A 25,982-nucleotide genomic window follows, 5' to 3' on the forward strand; every position below is an offset into this window, starting at 1 on the left:
GAAGGGGTGATCATGAGAAGTCCAGAGCGCACTTCCCATGAGGAGGCACGGGTGGCCGAGACTCTGAAGAAGGGCAGCCGGGTGACCGGCGCCGCGCGCGACAAGCTCGCGGCAGACCTGAAGAAGAAGTACGACTCCGGTGCGAGCATCCGGGCGCTGGCCGAGGAAACCGGCCGCTCCTACGGATTCGTCCACCGGATGCTCAGTGAATCCGGAGTCACGCTGCGTGGACGCGGCGGAGCGACACGGGGCAAGAAGGCCGCCTCGGCCTGACTGGGCGCGGTTCGTCGGGTCCATCGGTTCTTACGGTGGCCACCCGGTCGCCCGTGCGGTCGACCGGGTGGTTACTGTGCAGTCACTTAAGCGTGCTGCACTGGAACCGGAGGCGCCCCATGACTTCGCTCGACTCTGTGCTCGTGTTCGACAAGGACGGTGTACGGCTCACCGTCGAGGACGCCGTTGCCACGGTGGCCCTGACCAATCCGGCGAAGCGCAACGCCCAGTCTCCCGCTCTGTGGCGGGCGTTGACGGAAGCCGGCCGGTCATTGCCCGGCAGCGTGCGGGTCGTCGTCCTGCGTGGTGAGGGCAAGTCCTTCTCCGCCGGGCTCGACCGGCAGGCGTTCACGCCCGAGGGCTTCGACGGAGAGCCGTCCTTCCTGGACATGGCACGGGGTTCGGACGAGGACCTGGACGCGGTCATCGCCGAGTACCAGGAGGCGTTCACCTGGTGGCGCCGTAGCGACATCGTGTCGATCGCGGCCGTCCAGGGGCACGCCATCGGTGCCGGGTTCCAGCTCGCCCTCGCCTGCGACCTGCGGGTCGTCGCCGACGACGTGCAGTTCGCCATGCGCGAGACCAGCCTGGGACTCGTCCCCGACCTCACCGGCACGCACCCGCTCGTGGGGCTTGTCGGCTACGCCCGTGCGCTGGAGATCTGCGCCACGGGCCGCTTCGTCCACGCGCAGGAGGCCGAGCGCATCGGCCTCGCCAACATCGCCGTGCCCGCCGACGAACTCGACGGCGCGGTACGGGACTTGAGCGCCGCGCTGCTCTCTGCCCCGCGCGACGCCGTGATCGAGACCAAGGCGCTGCTCCAGGGCGCCGCCGGCCGCTCGTACGAGGCCCAGCGCACCGCCGAGCGCGCCGCCCAGGCCCGCCGTCTGCGCGACCTGGCGGGGCTCGGCGACTGATTCGGCGTGCGCCGGAGGCCGCCTTCGGCGTGCGCCGGGGGCCGCGCCTCAGCGGATCTCGGCGACCAGGACCGTGACCGCCGTCGCCCCGGGGGCCGTTCCGGCTGCCCGGGTGCGGGCGGCTCGGGCCACGTCCAGGGCGCGGTGGCCCCCGGCGACCGCCAGCTCCACGCGCAGCGTGCCCGGCGTGCGGTGGACCGGCGCGCCCAGGACGGAGGTCAGCCCCGCCACCCCCGGCACACCGAGCAGGGCGAGCGCGGCCGGGTCCTCGGACGTCGGCCCCTCGGGCGCCGGGGTGGCGGTTCGCCCGACTGGGGGAGTGGCGGGCGATGAATCGGGGGCGGCCTCCGCGAGGCCGGTCACCCGCAGGTCCACCGCCACGACCACGAGGCCCAGATCCCGCTCCGCCGAGGCGAACAACGCCCCGCGTACCTCCTCGGCGAGGGCCGGCAGCGGCCGGTCCTTCACCCGCGCGGACTCCACCGCGAACTCCCCGGTGATCCGCAGCGTCCCCGGTGGCAGCCCGCCCGGCGGTACGGGGAACGGCGTGTCCGCCCCCGCCTTCGCGAGCCCCACCCGCAGCGCGCCCGGCACCACGCCCCGCACCGCCCCCGCCGCCCGCAGCAGTACCGTCCGGGCCGCGCGCTCCGTCAGCCACGCCCCGTCCGCCGCCGCGCCGAGCGGCAGCAGCCGTCCGGGCCCGAGCCGCTCACGTACCGTCCCCACCCATCCCGCCCCAGATGTCGTCGTCATCGCCCCAGCCTAATGTGGGCAAAGAAACAGATAGCCCCAGGGAAGGGATGAACGGTGATGAATGACCCCGCACACCCCAGGGAACCGTCCGTGACCAAAAGGGGCGGCGGCGATCCGGCCGCCCGCGGCCGGACCAGCATCGCCGACGGAGTCGTCGAGAAGATCGCCGGCCTCGCCGCCCGCGAGGTCGTCGGCGTCCACGCCATGGGCAGCGGGCTCTCCCGCACGCTCGGCGCCGTACGGGACCGGGTGCCCGGCGGAGGCGGCACCAAGGCGGGCGCCACGCGAGGCGTGAAGGCCGAGGTCGGCGAGGTGCAGACCGCCCTCGACCTGGAGATCGTCGTGGACTACGGCGTCTCCATCGCCGATGTGGCCGGGGCCGTGCGGGAGAACGTCATCGCCGCCGTCGAGCGGATGACCGGTCTTGAAGTGGTCGAGGTCAACATCGCCGTGAGCGACGTGAAACTGCCGGACGAAGAGGACGAGGTGCCGGAGTCACGGCTCCAGTAGCCACTGGCTTCCCGGCGGAAAGGGCTCAGCATGAGCATGGCGGTGGTCGGCCTTGTGGCCGGAATGGCCCTCGGATTCGCCGGATACTTCGGCGGATTCGGGGCGTTCGTGCTGGTCGCGGCGTTGGGCGCGGTCGGCTTCGTCGTCGGGCGGTTCCTGGAGGGGGACATCGAGGCCCGCGATTTCTTCCGGGGTCGCGAACGCGGCGACCGGCGGCGGTGACCGGGGGTGACAGTCGACCGGGTGGGTCCGGCCGGCCGTGGGGCGACCACGATCGCCGACCGGGTCGTCGCGAAGATCGCCGCGCGCGCCGCGCGGGAGGCGCTCGACGTGGTGCCCCAGGGCGGCTCGGCGCCGCACGCCTCCGTCGTCGTGCTCCGTGACACGGCGCGGGTCTCGGTCAGCCTGGAGCTGGGCTACCCCTCCGACGTCGGCCGACAGTGCGGCGCGGTGCGCCGTCAGGTGATGCGGCGGGTGCGGGAGCTGGCGGGCATGGAGGTCCCCGAGGTGGCCGTCCACGTCGAGCGTCTGCACTCCCCGCGCACGGCGCGCGAGTCGGACGGGCGGAGGCTGCGATGACCACGGACACGGAGACCGGCACCGGCGCGGGCGCCGAGGACGTGCCCGTACTGAAGGACCCGCCGGCCGCGCCCGGTGCGCGCCGCTTCTGGGCGGTGCGCCGCATCCCCGCGGCCCTGATCGCCCTGCTCGTCCTCGGCGGCGCCGGCCTGCTGCTCTACGACGTGGCCGCCGTGCGGGCCGACCGCACGGCGATGAGCTGGCGCCGCGAACTCGCCGACGACCTGGCGACCCGGCCCCTCGACAACGCCTGGGTGCTGACCGGCGCGGCCCTCGCCGTCGTCCTCGGCGTCTGGCTCCTGATCCTGGCGGCCACCCCGGGGCTGCGCTCCGTCCTCCCGATGCGGCGCGACCACACCGACGTACGGGCCGGACTCGACCGCGAGGCCGCCGCCCTGGCGCTGCGGGACCGGGCCATGGAGGTCTCGGGCGTGCAGTCGGTACGGGTACGGATGGGGCGGCGGAAGGCGGCGGTCCGGGCGGTCTCGCACTTCCGCGAACTCGACCAGGTCCGCGCCGACGTGGAGAGCGTCAGCCGCACCGGCATCGACGACCTGGGCCTCGCCCGCCCACCGCGGTTGACGGTCCGCGTGGGCCGCCCGCCGACGAAGGGAGGACGGGTGTGACCGCCGTCCTGCGCCGCGTGAACCGCGTCCTGCTCGCCCTGGTCGGCCTGGTGCTCGTCGCCGTCGGCGGGGCGGTCCTCGCCGCCGGGTTCGACCTGGCGGTGCCCTCGTGGTGGCCGTGGTCGGGCCCCTCCGACGTCGTGCTGAGCCGGGCGGACCGGCTGCGGTGGCGCGACGAGGGCTGGTGGTGGCCGGTGGTGATCGCCGTCCTCGGCGTGATCGTGCTGCTCGCCCTGTGGTGGCTGCTCGCCCAGTTCCGTCGCGCCCGGCTCGCGGAGATCCTCATCGACACGGGCGACGGGGACGCGGCGACGCTTCGGTGCCGGACCCTGGAGAGCGTCATGGAGGCGGACGCGACGGCCCAGGACGGCGTGGCCCGCGCCCGGGTCGCCCTGACCGGCCGTCGCACGGCCCCGCGCACGCGCGTGGCGCTGCTCCTGGAGCCGTACGCCTCCCCGGGCGCCGCCCTCGCCGCCCTGTCCACCGAGGCCCTGGCCAACGCCCGCACCTCGGCGGGCCTGAGCGCCCTCCCCACGGAGGCCCGCCTCCGCGCGGTCAAGCACAGGGCCCGCCGCGTCACGTGACCCCCGTGCGTCAGAAGCCGTGCCGGGCGCCGCCGTCCACCGACACCATCACGCCCGTCACGTACGACGCCGCCGGCGACAGCAGGAACGCCGCCGTGCGGCCGTACTCCTCCGGGGTGCCGTAGCGCCGCAGCGGGATGCGGGACTCGTTCGCCGCGCGGGCCGCGTCCGTGTCGCCGGAGAGGGCGTCCAGCTGGCGCACCCGGTCCGTGTCGATCCGGCCCGGCAGCACGCCGACCACCCGGATGCCGCGCGGGCCCAGGTCGCCCGCGAGGGACTTCGCGAAGCCGGCGAGGCCAGGGCGCAGCCCGTTGGAGATCGTCAGGCCCGGGATCGGCTCGTGGACCGAGCCCGACAGGACGAAGCCGATGACCCCGCCCTCGGTCAGCGCCTCCGCCGCCGCCCTGGCCATCCGTACCGCGCCGAGGAAGACGCTGTCGAAGGCCGCCGCCCACTGCTCGTCGGTGTTGTCCGCGGCGAAGCCCGGCGCCGGCCCGCCCACGCTCACGAGGATGCCGTCGAAGCGCCCGAAGCGGGCCCGCGCCTCCGCGATCAGCCGGGCGGGCGCACCGGGGTCCGCGTTGTCGGCGGCGAGACCCGCCGCGTCCGGGCCGAGCTCCGCGACCGCCTCGGCGACCGTCTTCTCCTCGCGCCCGGTGACCAGCACCTTCGCGCCCTCGGCGAGCAGCGCCTCGGCCGAGGCACGGCCGAGCCCCCGGGTCCCGCCGGTCACCACGTACACACGGTCCTTCAGTCCAAGATCCATGCGCCTATCCTGCCGCGTCCTCCGCGCCCAGCGCGAGAGCGGTCCCCACCAGACCGATGTGGCTGAACGCCTGCGGGAAGTTGCCCAGCTGCCGCCGCGCCACCGGGTCGTACTCCTCCGCGAGCAGCCCGACGTCGTTGCAGAGCGCCAGGAGGCGTTCGAAGAGCTCCCGCGCCTCGTCCTCCCGTCCGGTCATCCGCAGCGCGTCCGCCATCCAGAAGGAGCAGACGAGAAACGTTCCCTCTCCACCGGGCAGGCCGTCGACCGAGCCCCCTTCGGTGCTGTAGCGGCGGACGAAGCCGCCGTGCGTCAACTCCTCCCGTACCGCGTCCACCGTCCCCACCACCCGGGGATCGTCCGGCGGCAGGAACCCGACCCGGGGGATCAGCAGCGTCGCCGCGTCCAGCTCCCGTGAGCCGTAGGACTGGGTGAAGGTGTTGCGCTCGGGGTCGTACCCCTTGTCGCACACCTCCGCGTGGATCTCGTCCCGCATCAACCGCCAGCGCGCCGGATCACCGCGCAGCGAGGGGTCGGCCTCCAGCGTGCGCACCGCCCGGTCGGCGGCCACCCAGGCCATCACCTTGGAGTGCACGAAGTGGCGGCGCGCCCCGCGCACCTCCCACAGCCCCTCGTCCGGTGCCCGCCAGGTCGACTCCAGGAAGCCGAGGAGGCTCAGCTGCAGGTTCCAGGCGTGCGCGCCCGGCGGGATCCCGGCCTCCCGCGCCATGTGGAGCGAGTCCATGACCTCGCCGTACACATCGAGCTGGAACTGCTCGACCGCCGCGTTCCCGATCCGTACCGGCGCCGATTCCCCGTAGCCGCGCAGCCAGGGCAGCTCCATCTCGGGCAGCCGCCGCTCGCCGCCGGGCCCGTACATGATCTGCAGATCGGCCGGGTCGCCCGCGACCGCCCGCAGCAGCCAGTCGCGCCAGGCCGCCGCCTCGTCGACGTAGCCGGCCGAGAGCAGCGCGCCGAGGGTGAGGGTGGAGTCGCGGAGCCAGCAGGAGCGGTAGTCCCAGTTCCGTACGCCGCCCAGCTCCTCCGGGAGCGAGGTGGTGGGCGCGGCGACGATGCCGCCGGTCGGTGCGTAGGTGAGCGCCTTGAGCGTGATCAGCGAGCGCAGCACCGCCTCGCGGTACGGGCCCTGGTACGCGCAGCGCGCCGCCCAGTCCCGCCAGTCCGTCAGGCACTCGTCGAGCGCGCCGAACGGGTCGATCAGCTCCGGGCGCGGCTGGTGCGAGGGGTGCCAGGTGAGCACGAAGGCGACCTTCTGGCCCGCGTCGACGGTGAACGACGAGCAGGTCGAGAACTGCTGCCCCCAGGTCTTCACCGGCGGCTCGCTGCGCAGCCAGACCGAGTCGGGCCCGGCGACGGCCACCCGGTGGCCGTCGCTGCGCCGCACCCACGGCACGATCGAGCCGTAGTCGAAGCGCAGCCGCAGCACCCCGCTCATCTCGACGCTGCCGCTGACGCCCTCCACGATCCGCATGACATCGGGCCACTCGTCGCGCTGCGGCATGAAGTCGACGACCTTGACGGTGCCGGTGCGGGTCTCCCAGTACGTCTCCAGGACCAGCGAGTCACCGGCGTAGCCCCGCGTGGTGCAGGTCGTGGCCCCCTTGGGGGCGATCCGCCAGTGGCCGTTCTCCTCGTCGCCGAGGAGCGCGGCGAAGCAGGCGGCCGAGTCGAAGCGCGGCAGACACAGCCAGTCGATCGACCCGTCGCGTCCGACGAGCGCCGCGGTCTGGAGATCGCCGATGAGGGCGTAGTCGTCGATGCTTTGCGTCACGCTCTGGCGTGTTCCCGCGCGGGACGACGGTCAATCAGAGGGACGCTGTGGCCTACGCCGCTGCCGGCTCGGGTTCGGGAGTTCCCGCGCCGCCGTCCGTACGGGCCGCGGCCTCCTGGTCGCGCTTCTCGCGGCGCACCAGGATCACCCAGCCGACGGGGACACCGGCCGTGAAGAGCCACCACTGAACGGCGTACGCCATGTGCGCGCCGATCGAGTCGTGGTCGGGCTCGGGGACCAGCTCGGGGGAGCCGCCGGGCGACCCGGGCGCGGTCTGCTCGACGTAACCGCCGAGCACGGTGAGGCCGGTCAGCTCCGCCTGCTGGGCGCTGTTGATCAGCATCACCTGACGGTCCGGCAGCCCGCGCAGGTCCTTGATGCCGCTGGCGCCGGTCGTCTCGTCCGCCTTGAGTCGGCCGGTCACGGTCACGGCGCCCTTGGGGGCCGGCGGGACCGCGGGGTACGCCTTCTGGTCCGGTGCGGCGGGGACCCAGCCGCGGTTGACCACGACGGCCCGGCCGTCCTTCAGGACCAGCGGGGTGAGGACCATGTAGCCCTGCTGGTCGTCGGCGTTCGTGCGCCGCCGGACGACGACCTCGTGCGCGGTGTCGAAGGTGCCGGTGGCCGTGACCGTACGCCAGTAGTCGGAGCGCGGGACGGTGTGGCCGGGGGAGGTCAGCTTCTCGACGGGGAGGGGCGCCGCCTTGAGGTTGTCCGCGATCAGGGCGTTCTGGGCCACCCGGCGTTCGTGCCGGTGGAACTGCCAGAAGCCCAGCTCGATCATCGTCGGGACGAGGACGAGGGCGACGAGGGTGAGGATCACCCACTGCCGGGACAACAGGAAGCGGTACACCCCATGACCGTACAACTGTGGTCATGAGGTGCACGCACGGGGGTTGTGGTCAGACCCTGTCGACGATGCCCACCTTTCCCTCCGCGCGGGCGCAGTGGGCGCCGCAGTACCAGTTCCCCTCCACCTCGACGCCCTGCCCGATGATCGAGACCCGGCAGTGCTCACAGATGGGCGCCATGCGGTGAATGGCGCAGGAGAAGCAGTCGAAGACGTGCACCGCGCCTTGCGCGTGCACCTCGAAGGACATGCCGTAGTCGTTTCCGCAGACCTCGCAACGTGCCATGCGCCACAGGGTGCGGTCCGCGGCGGACGAGCCGCGGGCGGCACGCCCGGCGCGTCACCCGTCTGCAGGGGCCACGTCGCGCAGCAGTTGGGTGAAGGCGGCCTCGTCGACGATCGGGGTGGAGAAGGACTTCGCCTTGACCGTCTTGGATGTGGCGGCGTCCGGATCGTTCGTCACCAGCAGGCTCGTCAGCCGGGAGACGCTGGTGGCGACGTGGAGCCCCGCCTCGACCGCGCGGTCCTCGAGCAGCTCGCGGTCGATGGAGGTGTCGCCCGAGAAAGCCACCCGCATGCCCTGCTTGAGCGGTTTGTCCGCTTCGTAGCGTCCGGGGTTCGGGTACGGGCACGGCGGCCGCTTCCGCGCGGGACGCCAGCCGTTCGTGGCGTACGAGGCCTGGTGGCCGATCCGGGCCGGGGCGGGCGTGGACACCCACTCGGTCAGCGGCCGGCACTCCAGGAGCGGGAGCCGTACGTTCCGCTCCGCCGCCGCGTGCAGGCTCGGCCGGAACGCCTCGGCCAGTACCCGCGCGTCGTCAAGCGCGTTGTGCGCCCGCTGCTGGACGACACCGAAGTGCGCGGCCAGGGACTCCAGCTTGTGGTTGGGCAGCGGGAGCGACAGCTCCTTGGCGAGGGCGATGGTGCAGAGCCGCTGCCGCACGGGCGCGGTGCGGTCGGCCCGTGCGTACTCGCGGGAGATCATCGACCAGTCGAAGAGCGCGTTGTGCGCCACCAGGACCCGGCCGTCGAGCCGCGCGGAGAACTCGGCGGCGATCTCGGGGAAGAGCGGCGCGCCCTCCAGCAGGTCACGGGTCAGCCCGTGGATCCAGACGGGACCGGGGTCGCGCTCCGGGTTGACCAGCGTGTACCAGTGGTCCTCGACGTTCCCCTGGGCGTCCAGGCGGTAGACGGCAGCCGACACTATCCGGTCGTCGCGGGCGAGTCCGGTGGTCTCCACGTCGACGACCGCGTACCCCTGGGGGTAGGCGGTCGGCCACGCTGTTGCTGTCGTCTGGTCGTCGAGCATGGTCACTGAGAATACGGGCCCCTACTGACACCTCGGTGCCCCGGTGCCCCTCCCACCCCCGGGAACCGGCCATCAGGTTGACGCCCGCGGCCCCTGGTCCGCCGGATCCCCGACCGCCCGTCCCGCGCCCAACAGACCCTCCACCAGGGCCCGTACGGAGGCGGTGAAGAGTCGCTCCGTGTCGATCGGGCGGGCCAGGGCGCGGGAGAGGGCGGGGTCGTCCGTGTCGGTCGTCTCCGCCTCCCAGAGCTCCTCCTCGGCGGGGGACTGGACCGGGGCCCGCTCGCGGTTGCGCTCCACCAGGACGTAGCCGACGACCTGGAACTGCACCGCCCTGACCACCTCCGCAGCCCGCGCGCCGCGCAGTCCCGCCGCGTGCACCTCGTGCGCGAGCGTGCGCTGGGCGGGCAGGAACATCCGTTCCGTCAGGCCGCGTTCGTGGACCATCGCCACCAGGTGCGGCCGGTCCCGCAGCTCGCGGCGGAGCGCCCGGGCCACCGAGACGATCCGGTCGGCGGGGGTGCGGCCGCGCGCGCCGATCGTGGAGAGGTCGGCGACCGTCCGCTCGACGAGCGCGTCGAGGAGCGACTCGCGGTTGCCGACGTGCCAGTAGATCGAGGTCACCGCCGTGCCCAGCTCGGCCGCGAGCTTGCGCATGGTGAGGGCGTCCGGGCCGTGCTGCTTCACGAGCGCCGCGGCGGCCGTCAGGACCTCCTCGCGGGTGAGTGCGCTGCGTGCCATCGGTTCCCCCGTTCTGCTCCGTGCACGGCTCTTTACCCTTCATCGCCGCCGGTGTAACTGTGTTACAGGCCGACGGTCCCTGAAGGGTGGTACGTCATGGCACGAGTACGGTACGGGGCGCGCACCGACGCCGAGATCACGGCGGCCCGCGCCAAGAGCAGCAACCTTCCCGACATCTGGTCCACCGGCGTGGTCGCCGTCTGGGAGACCGATCCGGACGTGGTCGCGGCGGTCCTGCCGCCACCGCTGAAACCCACCGAGCGGCCCCTCGTCCGGGCCAACATCAGCCAGGTCGACCTGCCCGGCTACCCGCTGGGCGCGGGCTCGGTGGCCGTGGCCGCCGCCCACGGCGACCAGGAGGGCTGGTACCCGCTCGTCATGCCGATGACCCTGGAGCGGGCCCTCATCGGCGGCCGCGAGGTCTTCGGCGAGCCGAAGAAGCTCGGCCAGGTCGTCGTCGAACGCGACGGACTCGTCGTCCGCGCCGCCCTCGGCCGGCACGGCATCGACTTCGTCGAGGTGCGCGGCGCGGTCTCCGGGCCGCTCCCGCTGCCCGAACCCACCGAGAAGACCGACTTCTACTTCAAGTTCCTGCCGGGGGTGGACGGCACGGGCTTCGACGCCGACCCCGTCCTCGTCCACTGCCTCCGGAACGAGAAGGTCCGCAAGCTGGAGCGGATCACCGGCGACATCGTCCTGCGCGAGTCCATGTACGACCCCGTCGCCGACCTCCCCGTACGCAGGATCGTCGAGATCACCATCGGCGAGAAGACCACCGACCAGAAGGGCCGGGTCGCGGAACGGGTGAGCGCCCAGGCCCTCCTGCCGTACATCCACCAGCGCTACGACGACCCGCAGCAGATCCTCGACGGCCCGCCGGAAGGGAGCGTGTGATGGAGCTGCGTCAGGGGCAGGTCGCGGTCGTCACCGGCGCGGCGAGCGGCATCGGGCTCGCGATGGCCCGCCGCTTCGCCGCCGAGGGGCTCGCCGTCGTCCTCGGCGACGTGGAGGAGGCCGCGCTCGCCAAGGCGGCCGAGGAGCTGATCGAGGGCGGGGCCCAGGTCCTCGCCCGTACCGTCGACGTCAGCGACGCGGAGTCCGTACGGGCCCTCGCGGACGCGGCCTTCGACGCCTTCGGCGCCGTGCACGTCCTCTGCAACAACGCGGGCGTCGGCTCGGGCGCCGAGGGCCGGATGTGGGAGCACGAGCCCAACGACTGGAAATGGGCCTTCTCCGTCAACGTCTGGGGCGTCTTCCACGGCATCCAGGCCTTCGTCCCCCGCATGATCGCCGGCGGCGAACCCGGACACGTCGTCAACACCTCCTCGGGCGACGGCGGGATCGCCCCGCTCCCCACCGCCTCCGTCTACGCCGTCACCAAGGCGGCCGTCGTCACCATGACCGAGTCGCTGTACGCGCACCTGAAGGCCGAGCACGCGCGCGTGGGGGCGTCCGTGCTCTTCCCCGGCCCGCACATGCTGCGCACAGGGCTGTGGGAGTCGCACCGCAACCGGCCCGAGCGGTACGCCAAGGAGCGGCCGCGCAAGACCCCGTACCGCAGCCTCGACCAGTGGGAGGCGGCCATGAAGGACGCCGGGCACGAGGTCGCCTTCACGCCCGTCGAGGAGGTCGCGGAGCACGTCGTCGACGGCATCCGCGCCGACCGGTTCTGGATGCTGCCGGCGAGCGAGCACAGCGACAAGCAGATCAGGGCGCGTTCGCGGTCGATGCTCGACCGCGCCGACCCGTCGTACCTGGAGAGCTTCATTCTCGACTGAGGGGGTCCGTCATGGCCGATCCGAACGACCCGTACCTGATCATCTCCTCCGACTGCCACGCCGGTCTGCCCACCGAGCGCTACCGGCCCTATCTCGACCCCCGGTTCCACCGCGACTTCGACGAGTTCCTCGCCGGGCGCGAGGCCCGCCGCGAGGCCATGACCCGGCTCGGGGTCCGCAACGAGGACTTCGCCACCAAGTGGTTCAGCGACAACGAGGAAGGGCTGCGGGGCGGCTGGGACGCCGCCCAGCGGCTCAAGGAGCTCGACGGCGACGGGGTCGCGGCCGAGGTGGTCTTCCCCGACGCGGACGCCGTCGACAGCCAGACCGCCGCGCCGTTCGGGGTCGGCCTCGGGCTCTCCGGCGACCAGGACCCGGAGCTCGGCATGGCGGGCGCGCAGGCGCACAACCGCTGGCTCGCCGAGTTCGTCGGACAGAACCCCGAGCGGCACTGCGGGGTGGCGCTGCTGCCGATCACGGCCGAGCCCGCGAAGGTCGTCGCCGAGATCCACCGGGCCAAGGAGTCCGGGCTCGGGGCGCTGATGATCCCCTCCATGTGGGTGGACAAGGAGCCGTACCACGACCGGCGTTACGACCCGATCTGGGCCGCGGCCGCCGAGACGGGGATGCCGCTCGTCACCCACTCGGGCGCGGCTCCGCGCGAGGAGTACGGCGACCACCTCGGCATCTACGTCAGCGAGGTGACCTGGTGGCCGGCCAGGCCGCTGTGGTTCCTGCTCTGGTCAGGAGTCTTCGAGCGGCACCCGGGGCTGAGGTTCGGCGTCGCCGAGTCCGGCTGCTGGTGGCTGCCGAACCTGCTCTGGTTCATGGACCGGCTCTACCTCGGCGCCCACGGCGGCAAGAAGCTGTCCCCCTTCGCGGAGCTGAAGCGCCCGCCGAGCGAGTACCTGGACCGCCAGGTCTTCGTCTGCGCCACCAACACCAAGCGGCGCGAGCTGGCGCAGCGGTACGAGATCGGCGTGGACAACATCCTCTGGGGCTCGGACTTCCCGCATCCGGAGGGGACCTGGCCCAACACGCGCGCGTGGCTGCGGAACACCTTCCACGACATCCCGGTGGCGGAGACGCGGCGGATGCTGGGCCTGGCGGCGGCGGAGGTCTTCGGCTTCGACGTCGAGGCGCTGGCCCCGCTCGCCCGCCGCATCGGCCCGACGCCGGCCGACCTCGGCCAGTCGCCCGACCAGGCGGCCGTGGAGGCGTCCTGGGCCCGCTCGCGCGAGGTCGGCAGGCACTGGCTGACGGACCACGACTTCCCGACCCTGGGGGTGAGCTGATGGACCGCTACACGGTGATCTCGGCCGACTGCCACGCGGGCGCCGACCTGCTCGACTACAAGCCGTACCTGGAGAAGAAGCACCACGACGACTTCGACGCCTGGGCGGCCGGCTACGTCAACCCGTACGAGGACCTGCTCGCCGACACCGCCGACCGCAACTGGAACTCCGGGCGCCGGCTGCGCGAGCTCGAGGCGGACGGCATCGTCGCGGAGGTCGTCTTCCCCAACACGATCCCGCCGTTCTTCCCTTCGGCATCCCTCATGGCCCCCGCGCCGACGCGCGAGGAGTTCGAACAGCGCTGGGCGGGGCTGCGCGCGCACAACCGGTGGCTGGCCGAGTTCTGCGCGGACGCGCCGGGCCGCCGCGCGGGCGTCGCGCAGATCCTCCTCAACGACGTCGACGAGGCCGTACGGGAGATCCGCCGCACCAAGGAGGCCGGCCTCACCGGCGGCATCCTCCTGCCGGGCGCCCCGCCGGGCAGCGGGATCCCGGAGCTGTACTCGCAGACGTACGACCCGATCTGGGGGGTCTGCGCGGAGCTGGACGTCCCGGTCAACCACCACGGCGGCTCCGCCTCGCCGCCGCTCGGCGACGAACCGGCGGCGCGCGCGGTGTTCATGGTGGAGACGACCTGGTTCTCGCACCGGGCGCTCTGGCACCTCGTGTTCGGCGGCGCCTTCCGCCGCCACCCGGAGCTGAAGCTCGTCCTGACCGAACAGGGCTCGGGCTGGATCCCGGGAGTCGTCGAGATGCTGGACTACTACCACGCGCGGCTGGTCGCGGCGGCCTCGCGGGCGGCCACGGCGGAGTCCAAGTTCGGGGCGGGCCTCGCGGAGTCCATGGGCAAGGGACCCAGCGAGGTCTGGCGCGACAACTGCTTCGTCGGCGCGAGCTTCATGCGCCCGCACGAGGTGCCGCTGCGCGACCGGATCGGCCTCGACAAGATCATGTGGGGCAGCGACTACCCGCACGACGAGGGCACGACACCGTACTCCCGCGAAGGCCTCCGCATCGCCTACGCGGGGCTGCCGAGGGAGGAGGTCGCGGCGATGGCCGGCGGCAACGCGGCCCGCGTCTACGGCTTCGACCTGCCGTTCCTGGACTCCCTTGCGGCCGTGCACGGCCCGACCGTCGAGGAGATCGCCGAGCCCCTGAAGGAGGTCCCCGCGGCCGCCACCAGCCCGGCCTTCGCCCCGGGCGGGTCGGTCCGTGTCTGGTGACGCCCCGGGTGAGACCCTCCCGAGGTGACTGAAGCCCCGACCCACGACGAGGCTCACGGCGGCGGCCTGGGCACCCGTCTCAACTGGCTCCGGGCCGCCGTGCTCGGAGCCAACGACGGGATCGTCTCCACCGCGGGGCTCGTCGTGGGCGTGGCCGGCGCGACGGAGTCGCAGGCCGCGCTCCTGACCGCCGGCCTTGCGGGCCTGCTCGCAGGCTCGATGTCGATGGCGGCGGGGGAGTACGTCTCGGTCTCCACCCAACGGGACTCGGAGAAGGCGGCCCTGGCCCAGGAGCAGCGGGAACTCCGCGACGACCCGGAGGCCGAACTCGCCGAGCTGACGGACCTCCTGGCGGCCCGCGGCCTCTCCTCGGACGTGGCCCGCGAGGCCGCCGAACAACTCACCGCCCGCGACGCCTTGCGGGCCCACGCGCGCGTGGAGCTCGGCATCGACCCCGACGCGCTCACCAACCCCTGGCACGCGGCGGCCGCCAGCTTCCTCGCCTTCACGGCGGGCGCCCTGCTCCCCCTCCTCGCGATCGTCCTCCCCCCGCCCTCGACCCGCCTCTGGATCACGGTCCTCTCGGTCCTGGCCGCCCTCACCCTCACCGGCTGGTCCAGCGCCCGCCTCGGCGCTTCCCCACCCACCCGGGCGATCCTCCGCACGGTGGGCGGCGGAGCCCTGGCGATGGCGGTGACGTACGGGGCGGGGTCGCTGCTGGGGGCGGCGGGGGTCTAGGGCATGTCCGGCGGATCATGGCCGGACAGGCCCTAGGGGGCTGCCCGGCGGCCCAGGCCCTGATCCGCCGGAGACAGCCCCTAGGGGCTCAGGTGTACGTGACGCCGTGCCGCACCTCGACGCGGAGGCCCTCCCGCTCGGTCAGCGGAGCGGTGTCGACCGCCCCGGAGTGGGAGATCCGCAGCAGTTCCAGACCGGGCAGCTCACGCAGTGCCTCGATCCCCCGGACGCCCGGACAGCGGCCGATGAACAGCTCGACCAGCTCACGGTGGGCGACCACCTCGGCCAGGTCCAGCCCGTCCACGTCCAGGATCTGCAGCGTCCGCAGGGACGACCGGAGCCGGGTCTGCGCCAGCTGCCGCCACTGCTCGGCACCGGACACGCTGAGCCAGGAGAGTTCCGGCCACTCCTCGATGCCGTCGAGCCGCAGCGTGGAGGCGCCCTGGAAGAGGCCGAGCCCGGTGAGCGCGGGACCGAAGGGGAGGTCGCCGACGGCCCGTTCGGCGGGCTGGTGGTCGAACGTGAGGTGCCGCAGTCGGGGGAGGTCCACCAGCGGCGCCAACGGCGTGCCCTCGGCCGGCCGGTACACGTGGAGGGAGTCCAGCGGCAGCCCGCCGAGTGAGCTGAGGTCGGCCACCGAGCGGCACCGGTTGATCGTCAGAATGCGAAGGTCGGGCAGACGGCGCAGCGGGGAGAAGTCGGTGACCGAGTCGTTGTTGCTCAGATTCAGAAAGGTCAGCGCGGTCTGCCGCAGGATCTCCTCGGGAAGGCCGCGGTCCCCGACGAGCGTCACCTCACGGAGGTGCGGCAGCTGGGCCAATGCCCGCAGCTGCGCGTCGGTGCGGAGGTGGACCATGCCGTTCGCCGCCGCCGGATGGGCGAGCACGGTCTCCGCGTACTCCACGGCCTCGAACGACGGCCAGGCCATCCCCAGCTCGTAGCGGACCCCGATCCGGGTGTCCGCGTGGAACCGTGAGATCACCCCCAGCGCGGCGTCGCCCCCGACGGCCGCCGCCGTGCGCACGACCGCCTCCGCCTCCCGGTCCGAGAGTTCCTGCGGGCCCGGCAGCAGCGGGAGGACCAGCTCGCCGACCTTCGCAAGCCGTTCGGCGTCGTCGAACGTACGGGGTGGCACGAGCTCGCGCGTCCGGTCCTCCACCTCCGTCCGTACCGCCGGGTCGAGTTCCGGAGCCTGTTCCAGACACGCCGCGGCGAGGAGCACCAGCCGGTGCCGCAGCTTCGGCGCCCGGTCGGCGCGCCGCAGCAGCTGCTTCAGCAGCCGGGCGCGCTCCTCCACGCGCGCGTGGCCCACCGCCATCTGGACGACGTCGTCCCACGTGTCGTCGTGCGCGTGCTTCACCAGGACACCGAGGTCCCGGGCCTCGACCGCCGCCTTGGCGCCCAGGTGGTCCAGGAAGGTGCGGTGGACGAAGTCCACCGTGCCGGGGGTCGGTTCGCGCAGCAGGCCGCTGCGGATCAGCAGGTGCGTGAAGACCTGCGGGGCCGCCCCCCGTACCTGCGGCATCGCCGTCAGCCACTCCGTGACCAGCTCTTCGGCCTCCGTGCGATCGGCCTGTACCTGGCCGTTGCGGATCAGCCAGTACGCGAGCCGCTGCAGCAGCGCCGTCTGCTCCTCGCGCGTCAGCTCGACGCCCTCGACCCCGCAGATCTCGCGCTCGGTGTCCCGCCGCACGAGCAGCATGTCGAGCGCCGCGTCGTACAACTCCTTCCGCGCCCTGGGCAGTTGGGTTCGTCGGTCCCGGTTCAGCGCGCACAGCAGCGCGCACATCAAGGGATTGGTGGCGAGCCTGCTCAGGTCCCGGCGCGTGGTCACCGCGTGGCGGAGGGACCGTTCGTAGCCGTCGAGCAGCTCGTCGGAGGGGTCCTCGCTCCGCGCCGCTTCGTGCCAGTGCCTGATGAAGGAGCGGATCGACTCCCGGTCCATCGGCAACAGCGAGTGAGCCGTGAAGTCATGGCGGGCCAGCCACTCCTCCGGCACGGCCGAAGGCCGCGTCGTCACCACGTACCGGGCGGCCGGGAAGGCCGCGATCAGGTTCTTCAGCCAGGTCTCGGTCCGCTGCCGAAGACGGACCGGGACCTCGTCCACGCCGTCGACCAGCACCAGCGCCCGGCCGCTCGCGAGCAGGGCCTCCGTCCAGCCCGCGGGGGGACGCAGGGGAACCCCGGACGCGGGCAGGAAGTCCTCGGGCATCGGCAGCGAGTCCGCCGAGGTGAAGGCGCGCAGCCGGAGGACGAACGGCACGCACCGGTTCCAGTCGGCGAGGTCCTGGGGGAAGGACCGGCGGGCCGCGTTGAGGGCCAGCCACTGGACGAGGGTGCTCTTCCCGGACCCGGCGGGCCCGCGCAGCAGCAGACGGTCCGCGGTCGCGAGGGCCTGCTCGGCCGAGACCGTCGCCCGCCCCGCTCGGGGCAGGCCGAGGACGACGTCGGGCCGGTCCCCGCTCACCGCCAGACTGATGTACGCCGTGTCCAACGGCCACTCCCGCGCCGACCGCCCCAACGTCAGCCCGAACAGTTCGAGCCGCCCGTGCGTCTGCGCCACGTACGTCGCGTACCGCTCCTCGAAGGCGAGCGCTTCCGCCTCCGGGCGGGGGAGGGCCGAGGTCAGGCTCTCCACCGCGTCCCGGGTCCGTCCCGCCACGCGCGCGTGCTCCACCGCCGCCCGCCCCGCGAACGACGGCTCGGCCGTCAGCTGCTCCACGAGGTGGGCGCAGCAGAGCCCGAGCAGGTCGTCGTACAGCTCGAGCGTCCGCCCGCCCAGGCCCGCGTCCGGCGCGCGCAGCTCGCCGCGCAGCCGCTCCGGGTTGAGGTCCACCGCGAAGAGCCGGTCCGCGTCCACCGGCCCCGCCGCCGCGAGGGTGTCCCGTACGCCGTCGACCGCCGCGAGTCGTTCGTGCTCCGGCAGGGTCGCGTACGGGCCCGAGGCGAGCCGCGCGCCCAGGACCTTCGCCAGGCGGTCGGGCTTCGCCGGACGGGGGAGCGGGCGGACCGGGGAGTCGACGAGCCCGGCGCCCTTGCGTGGTACCACCACCGACCTCACGACCGCGCCCAGCACCGTTCCTGCCAGCCGCGCGAGCGCAACTTCCAGTCCCTGCAACGGAGTTCCTCCCCCAGTGGCCGCCGTTCATCCGATCGTACGCCGACCGCTCTTGTCGGAAGGTGCCAAAGCTTGCTGACAAGTCGTCTCGCATACTTGTTGGTAACAGCGTCTAGCCGCACCCCGACCCGCGCCTCTACCGTCGTCGACATGCCGAACCTGCCCGATGTCGTGCTCTGGTCCATACCGGCGTTCGTCCTGCTCACCGTCCTGGAGATGGTCAGCTACCGACTCCACCCCGACGAGGACGCCGCCGGATACGAGACCAAGGACGCCGCCACCAGCCTCGGCATGGGGATCGGCAGTCTCGCCTTCGACTTCCTCTGGAAGATCCCGATCGTCGCGATCTACACCGCGGTCTACGAGCTCACCCCGCTCCGCGTCCCCGTCCTGTGGTGGACGATCCCGCTGATGCTGCTCGCCCAGGACTTCTTCTACTACTGGCAGCACCGCGGACACCACGTCATCCGCGTCCTGTGGGCCTGCCACGTCGTGCACCACAGCAGCCGCAAGTTCAACCTCACCACCGCGCTGCGCCAGCCCTGGACCAGCCTCACGTCCTGGCCGTTCTACCTGCCGATGATCGCCCTCGGCGTGCACCCGGCCGCCGTCGCCTTCTGCTACTCGATCAACCTCGTGTACCAGTTCTGGATCCACACCGAGCGCATCGACAAGCTGCCCCGCCCCTTCGAGTACGTCCTCAACACCCCCTCCCACCACCGCGTCCACCACGCCTCCCAGGGCGGCTACCTGGACCGGAACTTCGGCGGGATCCTGATCGTCTGGGACCGGATGTTCGGCTCCTGGGTGGGCGAGACGGCCAAGCCCGTCTTCGGGCTCACCAAGAACATCGAGACGTACAACCCGCTGCGCGTCGCCACCCACGAGTACGCCGCCATCGCCCGCGACGTCCGGGCCGCGACCAGCTGGCGCGAGCGCGCCGGACGGGTCTTCCGGGGGCCGGGATGGCAGCCGGGGCCGCAGCCGCCGCAGAGCGCAGGACCCGCCGCCGACAAAGGCACCGGCCCCGCCGCGGCGGAGCCCGCCGCGTGAGCGCCCGCACCCCCGCCGCCGCGACGAGCACGCTCTCCCGCGCCCTCCTCGCCGCCTTCGCGCTCGCCGTCGCCGTCGACCTGGTCTCCCTCCTCGCCGACGCCGACCTCGGGCACCGGATCGCCAAGCCGCTGCTGATGCCGCTGCTCGCCGCGTACGCCGCCACCCGCGGCGCCCCCAAGCTCCTGATCGCCGCGCTGTTCTTCGGCTGGGGCGGCGACGTCTTCCTGCTCCTCGACGCCGACTGGGCCTTCCTCGTCGGCATGGGCTCCTTCGCCGCGGGGCACGTCTGCTACCTCGCGCTGTTCGGGCGACGGCGTACGTCCGTACCCCTCGGGATCGCCTACACCGCCGCCCTCCTCGGCACCGTCGCGCTCCTGTGGCCCGACCTCCCCGCCGACCTGCGGATCCCCGTCGCCGGCTACTCCCTCCTCCTCACCGCGATGGCCTACCGCGCGAGCTCCCTCGGGCTCGTCGCCGGCGTCGGCGGCGCGCTCTTCCTGCTCTCCGACACCCTCATCGCGACGGGCGTCGCGCAGTGGCCCCAGCTGCCGGCCCCCGACTTCTGGGTCATGTCGACCTACATCGCCGCCCAGTACCTGCTGACGACGGGCGTGCTCACACAGGCGTACGGTGAACGGAGTACCGCCGCCTGACAGCAAGGAACGTCCCCCATGCGCGCCACCACCATCCACGCCCCCTTCGACATGCGCGTGGAGGACGTGCCCGACGCCGTCGTCAAGGACTCCACCGACGTCGTCGTCCGGGTGCTCCGGGCCTGCATCTGCGGCAGCGACCTGTGGGCCTACCGGGGCGAGTCGGCCCGGCAGCCCGGCCAGCGCATCGGGCACGAGTTCCTGGGGATCGTCGAGGAGGCCGGCGCGGACGTCTCCGGCTTCGCCGCCGGTGACCTCGTCGTCGCCCCGTTCGTCTGGTCCGACGGCACCTGCGACTACTGCGCCGAAGGCCTCCAGACCTCCTGCCCGCGCGGCGGCTTCTGGGGCTCCGTCGGCTCCGACGGCGGCCAGGGCGAGGCCGTCCGCGTCCCCTTCGCCGACGGCACCCTCGTCAAGCTGCCCGCAGAGGCCGCCTCCGACGACCACCTCCTGACCGCGCTCCTCGCCCTCTCCGACGTCATGGGCACCGGCCACCACGCCGCCCTCGGCGCGGGCGTCGCCAAGGGCTCCACCGTCGCGGTCGTCGGCGACGGCGCCGTGGGCCTCTGCGGCGTCCTCGCCGCCAAGCGGCTCGGCGCCGAGCGGATCATCGCGCTCGGCCGCCACACCGTCCGTACCGACATCGCCCGCACCTTCGGCGCCACCGACGTCGTCGCCGAACGCGGCGAGGCAGCCGAGGCCGCCGTCCGCGAACTCACCGGCGGCCAGGGCGCCCACGCCGTCATCGAGGCCGTCGGCACCGAGCAGTCGATGCGCACGGCCGTCGCCATCGCCCGCGACGGCGGCTCCATCGGCTACGTCGGCGTCCCGCACGGCAGCGGTACGGGACTCGACCTCTCCGTCATGTTCGACCGGAACATCGCCCTGCGCGGCGGCGTCGCCCCCGTCCGGGCGTACATCCCCGAACTGCTCCCGGACATCCTGGACGGCACCATCGACCCGTCCCCGGTCTTCGACCTCACCGTGGGGCTCGACGGCGTCCCCGGCGGCTACAAGGCGATGGACGAGCGCACCGCCCTCAAGGTCCTCGTCAAGCCCTGAGCCACTCGGGAGCGTCGGCGCCCGCGACGCCCGGCGGGCGCGACCAGCCCGTCGGGCCGCCCTCGTACGAGACGGGCGACAGCGCGTGCCGCAGCAGGCCCAGCGGGCCGGACGTCTCCGTGAGGTGGCGCTCCGGCTCGTACCGGGGCAGGGCGTGCGTCAGCCAGTGGCCCGTCCGCGCGAGCGCCAGGCGTACGAGACGGGTGCCGCCCTCCCGGTCCTGCTCGGTCAGGGAGCGCAGCACCGCCGCCGCCAGCAGATAGCCCGTGCCGTGGTCCAGGGCCTGCGCGGGCAGCGCGCCCGGCTCGTCCGGCGAGCCCTCGGTCACCGCGATCCCGGTCGCCGCCTGCACCAGACTGTCGAAGCCGCGCCGCTCGCCCCACGGCCCGTGGTCGCCCCAGGCCGAGATCCGGGCGATCACCAGGCCGGGGCGATGGAGGTCGAAGCGGTCCAGGGCGCCGGGGCGGTAGCCGGTGACCAGGACGTCGGCCGCGCCGAGCAGCTCCTCGAACGTCCGCCGGTCCGAGGGGCTCTCCAGGTCGAGCGCGGCCGTCCGCTTGCCGACATTCGTGTCCGCGTGCTGGTCGGGGAGCTCCGGGTTGTCCGGCGGGTCGATCCGCAGCACGTCCGCGCCGAGCAGCGCGAGCGTCCGCGTCGCGACAGGACCGGCGAGGACCCGGGTCAGGTCAAGGACCCGCAGCGGCCCCGAGCGCCGCCCGGGCGCCGCGTCGTCGAGCCGCTCCCGCGCCACCAGCGGCAGCGCCGCCACCGCCCTGCCCTGCTCGTGCGCCGCCCACTCCTCAGGCGTCCGCAGGGCGACGGCCAGGCCTCCCGCCCCGTACACCGCCGTCTCGACCTCGACCGCCTTCCGCTCGGCGATCGCCGCCGCCACGGCCTCGACGGCCTCCCCGGACGCGTCCCGGAGGCCGAGCGCGGAAAGCAGCGCCGCCCGGTGGTGCGGATAGTTGGCGTGGGTACGGACCCAGCCGTCCGAGGCCCGCCAGAAGCGGGACAGCGGGGCGAAGGAGACCGGTGCCCGGCCGTCGACCCGGAGGTGACGCTCGCTCACGAAGGCCGTGGCGACCGCCCCGTCGTCCACCCTGACCCGCTCCGGCAGCCCGCCCCGCTCCACCGCCGCGAGCCCCGCGACCGCGACCGTCGCCCGCGCCAGGTCCATCACCGGCAGCCGGGCCGGCAGCAGCCCCGAAGGACCGCCGCAGGCCACCCGGTCGACCAGGGCGGGATCGCCGCCCAGGGCCGACCACAACAACTCCGTACCCGTACGCACCGTGTTGCCCATCAGCTTGTCCATCCGCGCATGATGGCACTCCGTGCCACGCGAAGGGGCCCCGGCGTGGCACGCACCACACCAGGGCCCCTCGATGAACCGATCGGTGCTGCCTACCGGCGCTTGACCGCGTCGAGCGCGTCCACGAGACCGGCCCCGTAGAAGCCGTTCTTGTTCTTGCCGCCCTCGCAGACCGCGTCGACGGTGCCGTCACCGTTGATGTCGTACGGGTTCGTGCAGGCGCGGTCGTCGGCCTGCGCGTACAGCATCGCCTTGAGCGCGGCCGGGCTCGCCTTCGGGTGCGTCGACTTCAGCAGCGCGAGCACACCGGCGGCGTGCGGCGAGGCCATCGACGTACCGGCCTTGTAGTTGAAGCCGCCGTTGACCGTGGTCGACAGGATCCGGCCGTTGACCGCCGGGGCGTCCGGGGTCTGGTACTCGGTGCGGTCGCCGCCGGGCGCCGCGATGTCGATGACGCCGTCACCGTAGTTGGAGTACGAGGCCTTCAGGTCCTTGGCGCCCGTCGCGGAGACCGTGACCACGCCCGGCAGCATCGCCGGGTAGTCCAGGCACTCCTTCGGGTCGATGACCCGGGTCACCGGCGTGGTGTCGTTCGGGCTGGTGACGTCCGTGAGCTCGTCCGCCGCCAGGTCCATGGCGGAGTTGCCGGCCGCCGCCACGTTGACCGTGCCCTTGCGCTCCGCGTAGCGGGTCGCACGGGTGACGGCCTCGATCAGCGCCTTCTGGTCGGCGTCGTTCTTGCACGCGAACAGCCACGGGTCCGTGTAGTAGCTGTTGTTGGTGATGTCGACACCGTGCTCGGCCGCCCACACGAAGCCGCAGACGACGGCCTCGGTGTAGAAGAAGCCGTCGGTCGTGGACACCTTGATGCCCGAGACCTTCACGCCCGGCGCGACACCGGTGATGCCGGTGCCGTTCTTGGCGGCGGCGATGGTGCCGGCGACGTGCGTGCCGTGGTCGCTCTCGCCCGCCTGCGGACGCCACGAGCCGGGGGTGGTGTCCGGCTTGCCCGTGACGCAGTTGGCGGAGGCGCGGGCGTCGAAGTTCGGCGCCAGGTCCGGGTGGGTGTCGTCGACACCCGTGTCGATGACGCCGACCGTGACCTTGCTGCTGCCGAGGGTCCTCGTGTGGGCCTTGTCCGCCTTGATGGCGGGCAGGTCCCACTGCAGCGGCTCCAGCGCGTCCTGGTCGTCCGTGGCACGGGCCGCCGCGGACGTGGCCTCGGCGGCGGTGAGCGCCTGACCGCCCTCGCCCACGGAGGTGTCCTTCTGGACGGACAGCGGGGCGGTGCGCGTCGAACCGGCCGACACCACACCCCGGGCCTTGCGGATCGTCTTCGCGAAGTCCGGGTTCTGCGAGTGGACGACTATCACGCCTATCTGGTCATAGGACATGACCACCGTGCCACCGGCCGCGGCTATCGCCTTCTTCACCGAGGCGGCCGTCCAGCGGCCCCCGTCGACGTTGACGACGTACGACAGCTTGGGGCCGCTCGTCGAGACGGCGGTCGTCGCGGCGGCGTCGCTGAGCTCCGCGGCGGACGCGCCCGCCGGAAGGAAGCCGAGCGAGGCCGTGAGCGCGAGACCGGCAGGCAGAGCGAGTACTCGGCCGCGCCTCGATCCCAGATGAGCCATGGGTTCTCCACATCATCCGTATGTACTGCCCGTACGCCGTTTGCGTAGGGGCAGGTGCATGACGAGTGAAGTTATCGCTGATCATCCCGCGTCATCAATGAGTTGGGAGGGATTGGTGTGGATCCAGAGGAATATCCAGGAAGGAAAACCACTCCCGGTGAACCGCTTCGCCGTGCGCTCCGTGCCGTTGTGCAGGGGAGGAGCTCCGGTCGGAGCTCCGCACCCCACCCCCAGTGAGGCCCCTTTGTCCATGCCCACCGCACCCGCGCCCCAAGGAGATTCCGTGGTCACCGAAGCGCCGCCGCCCCCGGACGGCACCGAGGCCGCCGCCGGCCCCGTCCAGCCCACGACCGAGGCCTTCGTCGAGGTGCAGGAAAGTGCGGAATTCGGCGAACTGCGCCGTACGTACCGATCCTTCGCCTTCCCCCTGACGGTCGCCTTCATCGCCTGGTACCTGCTGTACGTGCTGCTCTCCAACTACGCGGGCGGCTTCATGGGCACCAAGCTCTTCGGCAACATCAACGTGGCGCTCGTCCTCGGCCTCGGCCAGTTCGCCACCACCTTCCTCATCGCCTGGCTCTACTCCCGCCACGCGGCCGACCGCCTCGACCCGAAGGCCGAGGCCATCAAGTCCCGTATGGAGGCCGACGCGTGAACAGCTCCACCCTCCTCCTCGCGGCGGACAGCGCGACCAGCGAGCACCGGCCGCTGATCATCACCCTCTTCGGGGCCTTCGTCGTCGCCACGCTCGTCATCACCGTCTGGGCCGGCCGCCAGACCAAGAGCGCCGCCGACTTCTATGCCGGCGGCCGCCAGTTCACCGGCTTCCAGAACGGCCTCGCGATCTCCGGCGACTACATGTCCGCCGCGTCCTTCCTCGGCATCGCCGGCGCCATCGCGCTCTTCGGCTACGACGGCTTCCTCTACTCGATCGGCTTCCTGGTCGCCTGGCTGGTCGCCCTGCTCCTGGTCGCCGAGCCGCTGCGCAACTCCGGCCGGTTCACCATGGGCGACGTCCTCGCCTACCGGATGCGCCAGCGCCCGGTCCGTACCGCCGCGGGCACCTCCACGATCGTCGTCTCGATCTTCTACCTGCTCGCGCAGATGGCCGGCGCGGGCGTCCTCGTCTCGCTGCTCCTCGGCATCACCAGCGACGGCGGCAAGGTCGCCATCGTCGCCCTGGTCGGCATCCTGATGATCGTGTACGTCACCATCGGCGGCATGAAGGGCACCACCTGGGTGCAGATGGTCAAGGCCGTGCTGCTCATCGCGGGCACGCTCCTGATCACCTTCCTCATCCTGCTGAAGTTCAACTTCAACCTCTCCGACCTGCTCGGCGCGGCCGCCACCAACAGCGGCAAGGGCCAGGCCTTCCTGGAGCCCGGCCTCAAGTACGGGGCCACCGGCATCTCGAAGCTGGACTTCCTCTCGCTCGGCATCGCGCTCGTCCTCGGCACGGCCGGCCTGCCGCACATCCTGATCCGCTTCTACACGGTGCCGACCGCCAAGGCCGCCCGTAAGTCGGTCAACTGGGCCATCGGCATCATCGGCGCCTTCTACCTGATGACGATCGTCCTGGGCTTCGGCGCCGCCGCCCTGCTGAAGAACAGCGACATCATCGCCTCGAACAAGGCGGGCAACACCGCCGCGCCGCTCGCGGCCCTGGAGATCGGCGGCGGCCCCGACTCCACCGGCGGCGCGATCCTGCTCGCCGTGATCTCCGCCGTCGCCTTCGCCACCATCCTCGCGGTGGTCGCCGGACTGACCCTGGCCTCGTCGTCCTCCTTCGCGCACGACATCTACGCCAACGTCATCCGGCGCGGCAAGGCCACCGAGAAGGAGGAGGTCCGCGCCGCCCGCTGGGCCACCGTCCTCATCGGCGTCGTCTCGATCGCCCTCGGCGCGCTCGCCCGCGACCTCAACGTCGCCGGCCTGGTCGCCCTCGCCTTCGCCGTCGCCGCATCGGCCAACCTGCCGACGATCCTCTACAGCCTGTTCTGGAAGCGGTTCACCACGCAGGGCGCGCTCTGGTCGATCTACGGCGGTCTGATCTCCTCGGTCGTCCTGGTGCTCTTCTCGCCGGTCGTCTCCGGCAAGCCCACCTCGATGTTCAAGACCGTGGACTTCTACTGGTTCCCGCTGGAGAACCCGGGCATCGTCTCGATCCCGCTGGGCTTCCTGCTCGGCTGGCTCGGCTCGCTCCTCTCCAAGGAGAAGGCGGACAAGGGCAAGTACGCGGAGCTGGAGGTCAAGTCCCTCACCGGTGTCGGAGCGCACTGATCCGTCACCCTCCGTTCACCTGGCGTGACCACGCCCCGGCCGCGTCGTAGAGTCCTACGACGCGGCCGACGCGGTCCTCGTTCCAATCGGCCCCTGCTTCTTGTCGGTGGTCTCGCGTAGGCTCGCTGTATAAATCACC

At 72.6% G+C, this 25,982-nt stretch carries 27 protein-coding genes; 17 read left to right on the top strand and 10 right to left on the bottom strand.

Annotated features, from left to right (window positions below; all coding sequences use genetic code 11):
• Positions 1 to 51 precede the first annotated feature (51 nt).
• A complete protein-coding gene (locus ACGFYP_RS31145; protein WP_006123601.1) occupies positions 52 to 273 on the top strand; it encodes a helix-turn-helix domain-containing protein in 222 nt (73 codons plus the stop codon).
• A 119-nt stretch (positions 274 to 392) separates the two neighbouring features.
• Positions 393 to 1,190: an enoyl-CoA hydratase/isomerase family protein gene (locus ACGFYP_RS31150; RefSeq protein ID WP_361958680.1), complete on the top strand. Its 798-nt coding sequence runs from the start codon at positions 393 to 395 to the stop codon at positions 1,188 to 1,190.
• 48 nt (positions 1,191 to 1,238) lie between these two features.
• On the opposite strand, the gene ACGFYP_RS31155 is transcribed toward ACGFYP_RS31150, so the two are convergent.
• Positions 1,239 to 1,943 carry a hypothetical protein gene (locus ACGFYP_RS31155; RefSeq protein ID WP_393500687.1) on the bottom strand — a complete coding sequence of 235 codons (705 nt, stop codon included), beginning with the start codon at positions 1,941 to 1,943 and terminating at the stop codon, positions 1,239 to 1,241.
• A gap of 57 nt (positions 1,944 to 2,000) precedes the next feature.
• Here ACGFYP_RS31155 and ACGFYP_RS31160 point away from each other — a divergent pair, with 57 nt between their 5' ends.
• The 5 genes from ACGFYP_RS31160 to amaP are packed head-to-tail and all read left to right on the top strand — an operon-like array spanning position 2,001 to position 4,242.
• Entirely contained in the window at positions 2,001 to 2,453 is a 453-nt protein-coding gene (locus ACGFYP_RS31160; protein WP_393500690.1) for an Asp23/Gls24 family envelope stress response protein, read from the top strand.
• Positions 2,454 to 2,483: 30 nt separating this feature from the next.
• Positions 2,484 to 2,675 carry a hypothetical protein gene (locus ACGFYP_RS31165; RefSeq protein ID WP_393500693.1) on the top strand — a complete coding sequence of 64 codons (192 nt, stop codon included), beginning with the start codon at positions 2,484 to 2,486 and terminating at the stop codon, positions 2,673 to 2,675.
• Positions 2,676 to 2,681: 6 nt separating this feature from the next.
• A complete protein-coding gene (locus tag ACGFYP_RS31170; RefSeq protein WP_361958691.1) occupies positions 2,682 to 3,032 on the top strand; it encodes a hypothetical protein in 351 nt (116 codons plus the stop codon).
• Positions 3,029 to 3,658 carry a DUF6286 domain-containing protein gene (locus ACGFYP_RS31175; protein ID WP_393500697.1) on the top strand — a complete coding sequence of 210 codons (630 nt, stop codon included), beginning with the start codon at positions 3,029 to 3,031 and terminating at the stop codon, positions 3,656 to 3,658. Before ACGFYP_RS31170 ends, ACGFYP_RS31175 begins: the two co-directional genes overlap by 4 nt.
• Complete coding sequence (amaP, locus tag ACGFYP_RS31180) at positions 3,655 to 4,242, top strand: alkaline shock response membrane anchor protein AmaP (protein WP_393500700.1); 588 nt, start codon at positions 3,655 to 3,657, stop codon at positions 4,240 to 4,242. Before ACGFYP_RS31175 ends, amaP begins: the two co-directional genes overlap by 4 nt.
• 10 nt (positions 4,243 to 4,252) lie before the next feature.
• Here amaP and ACGFYP_RS31185 read toward each other — a convergent pair whose 3' ends face one another.
• The 6 genes from ACGFYP_RS31185 to ACGFYP_RS31210 all read right to left on the bottom strand — a co-directional run bounded on the left by ACGFYP_RS31185 (position 4,253) and on the right by ACGFYP_RS31210 (position 9,697).
• Complete coding sequence (locus ACGFYP_RS31185) at positions 4,253 to 5,008, bottom strand: SDR family NAD(P)-dependent oxidoreductase (protein ID WP_393500703.1); 756 nt, start codon at positions 5,006 to 5,008, stop codon at positions 4,253 to 4,255.
• 4 nt (positions 5,009 to 5,012) lie between these two features.
• A complete protein-coding gene (locus ACGFYP_RS31190; RefSeq protein ID WP_393500706.1) occupies positions 5,013 to 6,797 on the bottom strand; it encodes a glycoside hydrolase family 15 protein in 1,785 nt (594 codons plus the stop codon).
• A 52-nt stretch (positions 6,798 to 6,849) separates the two neighbouring features.
• Positions 6,850 to 7,650 carry an SURF1 family protein gene (locus tag ACGFYP_RS31195; RefSeq protein WP_393500709.1) on the bottom strand — a complete coding sequence of 267 codons (801 nt, stop codon included), beginning with the start codon at positions 7,648 to 7,650 and terminating at the stop codon, positions 6,850 to 6,852.
• Positions 7,651 to 7,699: 49 nt separating this feature from the next.
• Entirely contained in the window at positions 7,700 to 7,933 is a 234-nt protein-coding gene (locus ACGFYP_RS31200) for a hypothetical protein (protein WP_361958709.1), read from the bottom strand.
• Between the two features lie 54 nt (positions 7,934 to 7,987).
• Complete coding sequence (locus ACGFYP_RS31205; protein ID WP_393500713.1) at positions 7,988 to 8,962, bottom strand: DEDDh family exonuclease; 975 nt, start codon at positions 8,960 to 8,962, stop codon at positions 7,988 to 7,990.
• 66 nt (positions 8,963 to 9,028) lie between these two features.
• On the bottom strand, positions 9,029 to 9,697 hold the full coding sequence (locus tag ACGFYP_RS31210) for a TetR/AcrR family transcriptional regulator (RefSeq protein WP_393500716.1): 669 nt from the start codon (positions 9,695 to 9,697) through the stop codon (positions 9,029 to 9,031).
• Between the two features lie 96 nt (positions 9,698 to 9,793).
• Here ACGFYP_RS31210 and ACGFYP_RS31215 point away from each other — a divergent pair, with 96 nt between their 5' ends.
• From ACGFYP_RS31215 to ACGFYP_RS31235, 5 genes are read left to right on the top strand one after another with little or no spacing between them, the layout of a single operon-like run.
• Complete coding sequence (locus tag ACGFYP_RS31215; RefSeq protein ID WP_361958718.1) at positions 9,794 to 10,591, top strand: acetoacetate decarboxylase family protein; 798 nt, start codon at positions 9,794 to 9,796, stop codon at positions 10,589 to 10,591.
• Complete coding sequence (locus ACGFYP_RS31220) at positions 10,591 to 11,475, top strand: SDR family NAD(P)-dependent oxidoreductase (RefSeq protein WP_393500720.1); 885 nt, start codon at positions 10,591 to 10,593, stop codon at positions 11,473 to 11,475. The genes ACGFYP_RS31215 and ACGFYP_RS31220 overlap by 1 nt, the downstream gene beginning before the upstream one ends.
• An 11-nt stretch (positions 11,476 to 11,486) precedes the next feature.
• Complete coding sequence (locus ACGFYP_RS31225) at positions 11,487 to 12,770, top strand: amidohydrolase family protein (protein ID WP_393500723.1); 1,284 nt, start codon at positions 11,487 to 11,489, stop codon at positions 12,768 to 12,770.
• Entirely contained in the window at positions 12,770 to 13,993 is a 1,224-nt protein-coding gene (locus ACGFYP_RS31230) for an amidohydrolase family protein (RefSeq protein ID WP_393500726.1), read from the top strand. The genes ACGFYP_RS31225 and ACGFYP_RS31230 overlap by 1 nt, the downstream gene beginning before the upstream one ends.
• Before the next feature lie 24 nt (positions 13,994 to 14,017).
• Complete coding sequence (locus ACGFYP_RS31235) at positions 14,018 to 14,731, top strand: VIT family protein (protein ID WP_393500729.1); 714 nt, start codon at positions 14,018 to 14,020, stop codon at positions 14,729 to 14,731.
• A gap of 88 nt (positions 14,732 to 14,819) precedes the next feature.
• On the opposite strand, the gene ACGFYP_RS31240 is transcribed toward ACGFYP_RS31235, so the two are convergent.
• Entirely contained in the window at positions 14,820 to 17,849 is a 3,030-nt protein-coding gene (locus ACGFYP_RS31240) for an NACHT domain-containing protein (protein ID WP_393500732.1), read from the bottom strand.
• Positions 17,850 to 17,999: 150 nt separating this feature from the next.
• Here ACGFYP_RS31240 and ACGFYP_RS31245 point away from each other — a divergent pair, with 150 nt between their 5' ends.
• From ACGFYP_RS31245 to ACGFYP_RS31255, 3 genes are read left to right on the top strand one after another with little or no spacing between them, the layout of a single operon-like run.
• The gene (locus ACGFYP_RS31245; protein WP_361958733.1) at positions 18,000 to 18,902 is read left to right on the top strand and encodes a sterol desaturase family protein; all 903 of its coding nucleotides are present in this window, start codon (positions 18,000 to 18,002) and stop codon (positions 18,900 to 18,902) included.
• On the top strand, positions 18,899 to 19,558 hold the full coding sequence (locus ACGFYP_RS31250) for a lysoplasmalogenase (RefSeq protein WP_393500736.1): 660 nt from the start codon (positions 18,899 to 18,901) through the stop codon (positions 19,556 to 19,558). Before ACGFYP_RS31245 ends, ACGFYP_RS31250 begins: the two co-directional genes overlap by 4 nt.
• An 18-nt stretch (positions 19,559 to 19,576) precedes the next feature.
• A complete protein-coding gene (locus tag ACGFYP_RS31255) occupies positions 19,577 to 20,620 on the top strand; it encodes a zinc-dependent alcohol dehydrogenase family protein (protein ID WP_361958738.1) in 1,044 nt (347 codons plus the stop codon).
• Here ACGFYP_RS31255 and ACGFYP_RS31260 read toward each other — a convergent pair.
• Together ACGFYP_RS31260 and ACGFYP_RS31265 are read right to left on the bottom strand one after the other, a co-directional pair.
• Positions 20,610 to 21,932, bottom strand: coding sequence for a CoA transferase (locus ACGFYP_RS31260; RefSeq protein ID WP_393500741.1), 1,323 nt, complete (start codon positions 21,930 to 21,932; stop codon positions 20,610 to 20,612). The two genes, ACGFYP_RS31255 and ACGFYP_RS31260, sit on opposite strands and share 11 nt — an antisense overlap.
• Positions 21,933 to 22,021: 89 nt before the next feature.
• A complete protein-coding gene (locus ACGFYP_RS31265; protein WP_393500744.1) occupies positions 22,022 to 23,563 on the bottom strand; it encodes a S8 family serine peptidase in 1,542 nt (513 codons plus the stop codon).
• A gap of 283 nt (positions 23,564 to 23,846) precedes the next feature.
• Here ACGFYP_RS31265 and ACGFYP_RS31270 point away from each other — a divergent pair, with 283 nt between their 5' ends.
• The gene (locus ACGFYP_RS31270; RefSeq protein WP_361958747.1) at positions 23,847 to 24,218 is read left to right on the top strand and encodes a DUF485 domain-containing protein; all 372 of its coding nucleotides are present in this window, start codon (positions 23,847 to 23,849) and stop codon (positions 24,216 to 24,218) included.
• Positions 24,215 to 25,843, top strand: a complete 1,629-nt coding sequence (locus ACGFYP_RS31275; protein ID WP_393500747.1) for a cation acetate symporter — start codon at positions 24,215 to 24,217, stop codon at positions 25,841 to 25,843. The genes ACGFYP_RS31270 and ACGFYP_RS31275 overlap by 4 nt, the downstream gene beginning before the upstream one ends.
• The last annotated feature ends 139 nt before the right edge of the window (positions 25,844 to 25,982 follow it).

Source organism: Streptomyces sp. NPDC048370 (assembly GCF_043200825.1).
Taxonomy (GTDB): Bacteria; Actinomycetota; Actinomycetes; order Streptomycetales; family Streptomycetaceae; genus Streptomyces.

Coding starts and splice junctions, on each gene's coding strand:
- ACGFYP_RS31150 (WP_361958680.1), top strand. CDS start 393: ATGACTTCGCTCGACTCTGTGCTCGTGTTCGACAAGGACGGTGTACGG.
- ACGFYP_RS31155 (WP_393500687.1), bottom strand. CDS start 1,943: ATGACGACGACATCTGGGGCGGGATGGGTGGGGACGGTACGTGAGCGG.
- ACGFYP_RS31160 (WP_393500690.1), top strand. CDS start 2,001: ATGAATGACCCCGCACACCCCAGGGAACCGTCCGTGACCAAAAGGGGC.
- ACGFYP_RS31165 (WP_393500693.1), top strand. CDS start 2,484: ATGAGCATGGCGGTGGTCGGCCTTGTGGCCGGAATGGCCCTCGGATTC.
- ACGFYP_RS31175 (WP_393500697.1), top strand. CDS start 3,029: ATGACCACGGACACGGAGACCGGCACCGGCGCGGGCGCCGAGGACGTG.
- ACGFYP_RS31185 (WP_393500703.1), bottom strand. CDS start 5,008: ATGGATCTTGGACTGAAGGACCGTGTGTACGTGGTGACCGGCGGGACC.
- ACGFYP_RS31200 (WP_361958709.1), bottom strand. CDS start 7,933: ATGGCACGTTGCGAGGTCTGCGGAAACGACTACGGCATGTCCTTCGAG.
- ACGFYP_RS31210 (WP_393500716.1), bottom strand. CDS start 9,697: ATGGCACGCAGCGCACTCACCCGCGAGGAGGTCCTGACGGCCGCCGCG.
- ACGFYP_RS31215 (WP_361958718.1), top strand. CDS start 9,794: ATGGCACGAGTACGGTACGGGGCGCGCACCGACGCCGAGATCACGGCG.
- ACGFYP_RS31220 (WP_393500720.1), top strand. CDS start 10,591: ATGGAGCTGCGTCAGGGGCAGGTCGCGGTCGTCACCGGCGCGGCGAGC.
- ACGFYP_RS31225 (WP_393500723.1), top strand. CDS start 11,487: ATGGCCGATCCGAACGACCCGTACCTGATCATCTCCTCCGACTGCCAC.
- ACGFYP_RS31230 (WP_393500726.1), top strand. CDS start 12,770: ATGGACCGCTACACGGTGATCTCGGCCGACTGCCACGCGGGCGCCGAC.
- ACGFYP_RS31245 (WP_361958733.1), top strand. CDS start 18,000: ATGCCGAACCTGCCCGATGTCGTGCTCTGGTCCATACCGGCGTTCGTC.
- ACGFYP_RS31255 (WP_361958738.1), top strand. CDS start 19,577: ATGCGCGCCACCACCATCCACGCCCCCTTCGACATGCGCGTGGAGGAC.
- ACGFYP_RS31260 (WP_393500741.1), bottom strand. CDS start 21,932: ATGGACAAGCTGATGGGCAACACGGTGCGTACGGGTACGGAGTTGTTG.
- ACGFYP_RS31265 (WP_393500744.1), bottom strand. CDS start 23,563: ATGGCTCATCTGGGATCGAGGCGCGGCCGAGTACTCGCTCTGCCTGCC.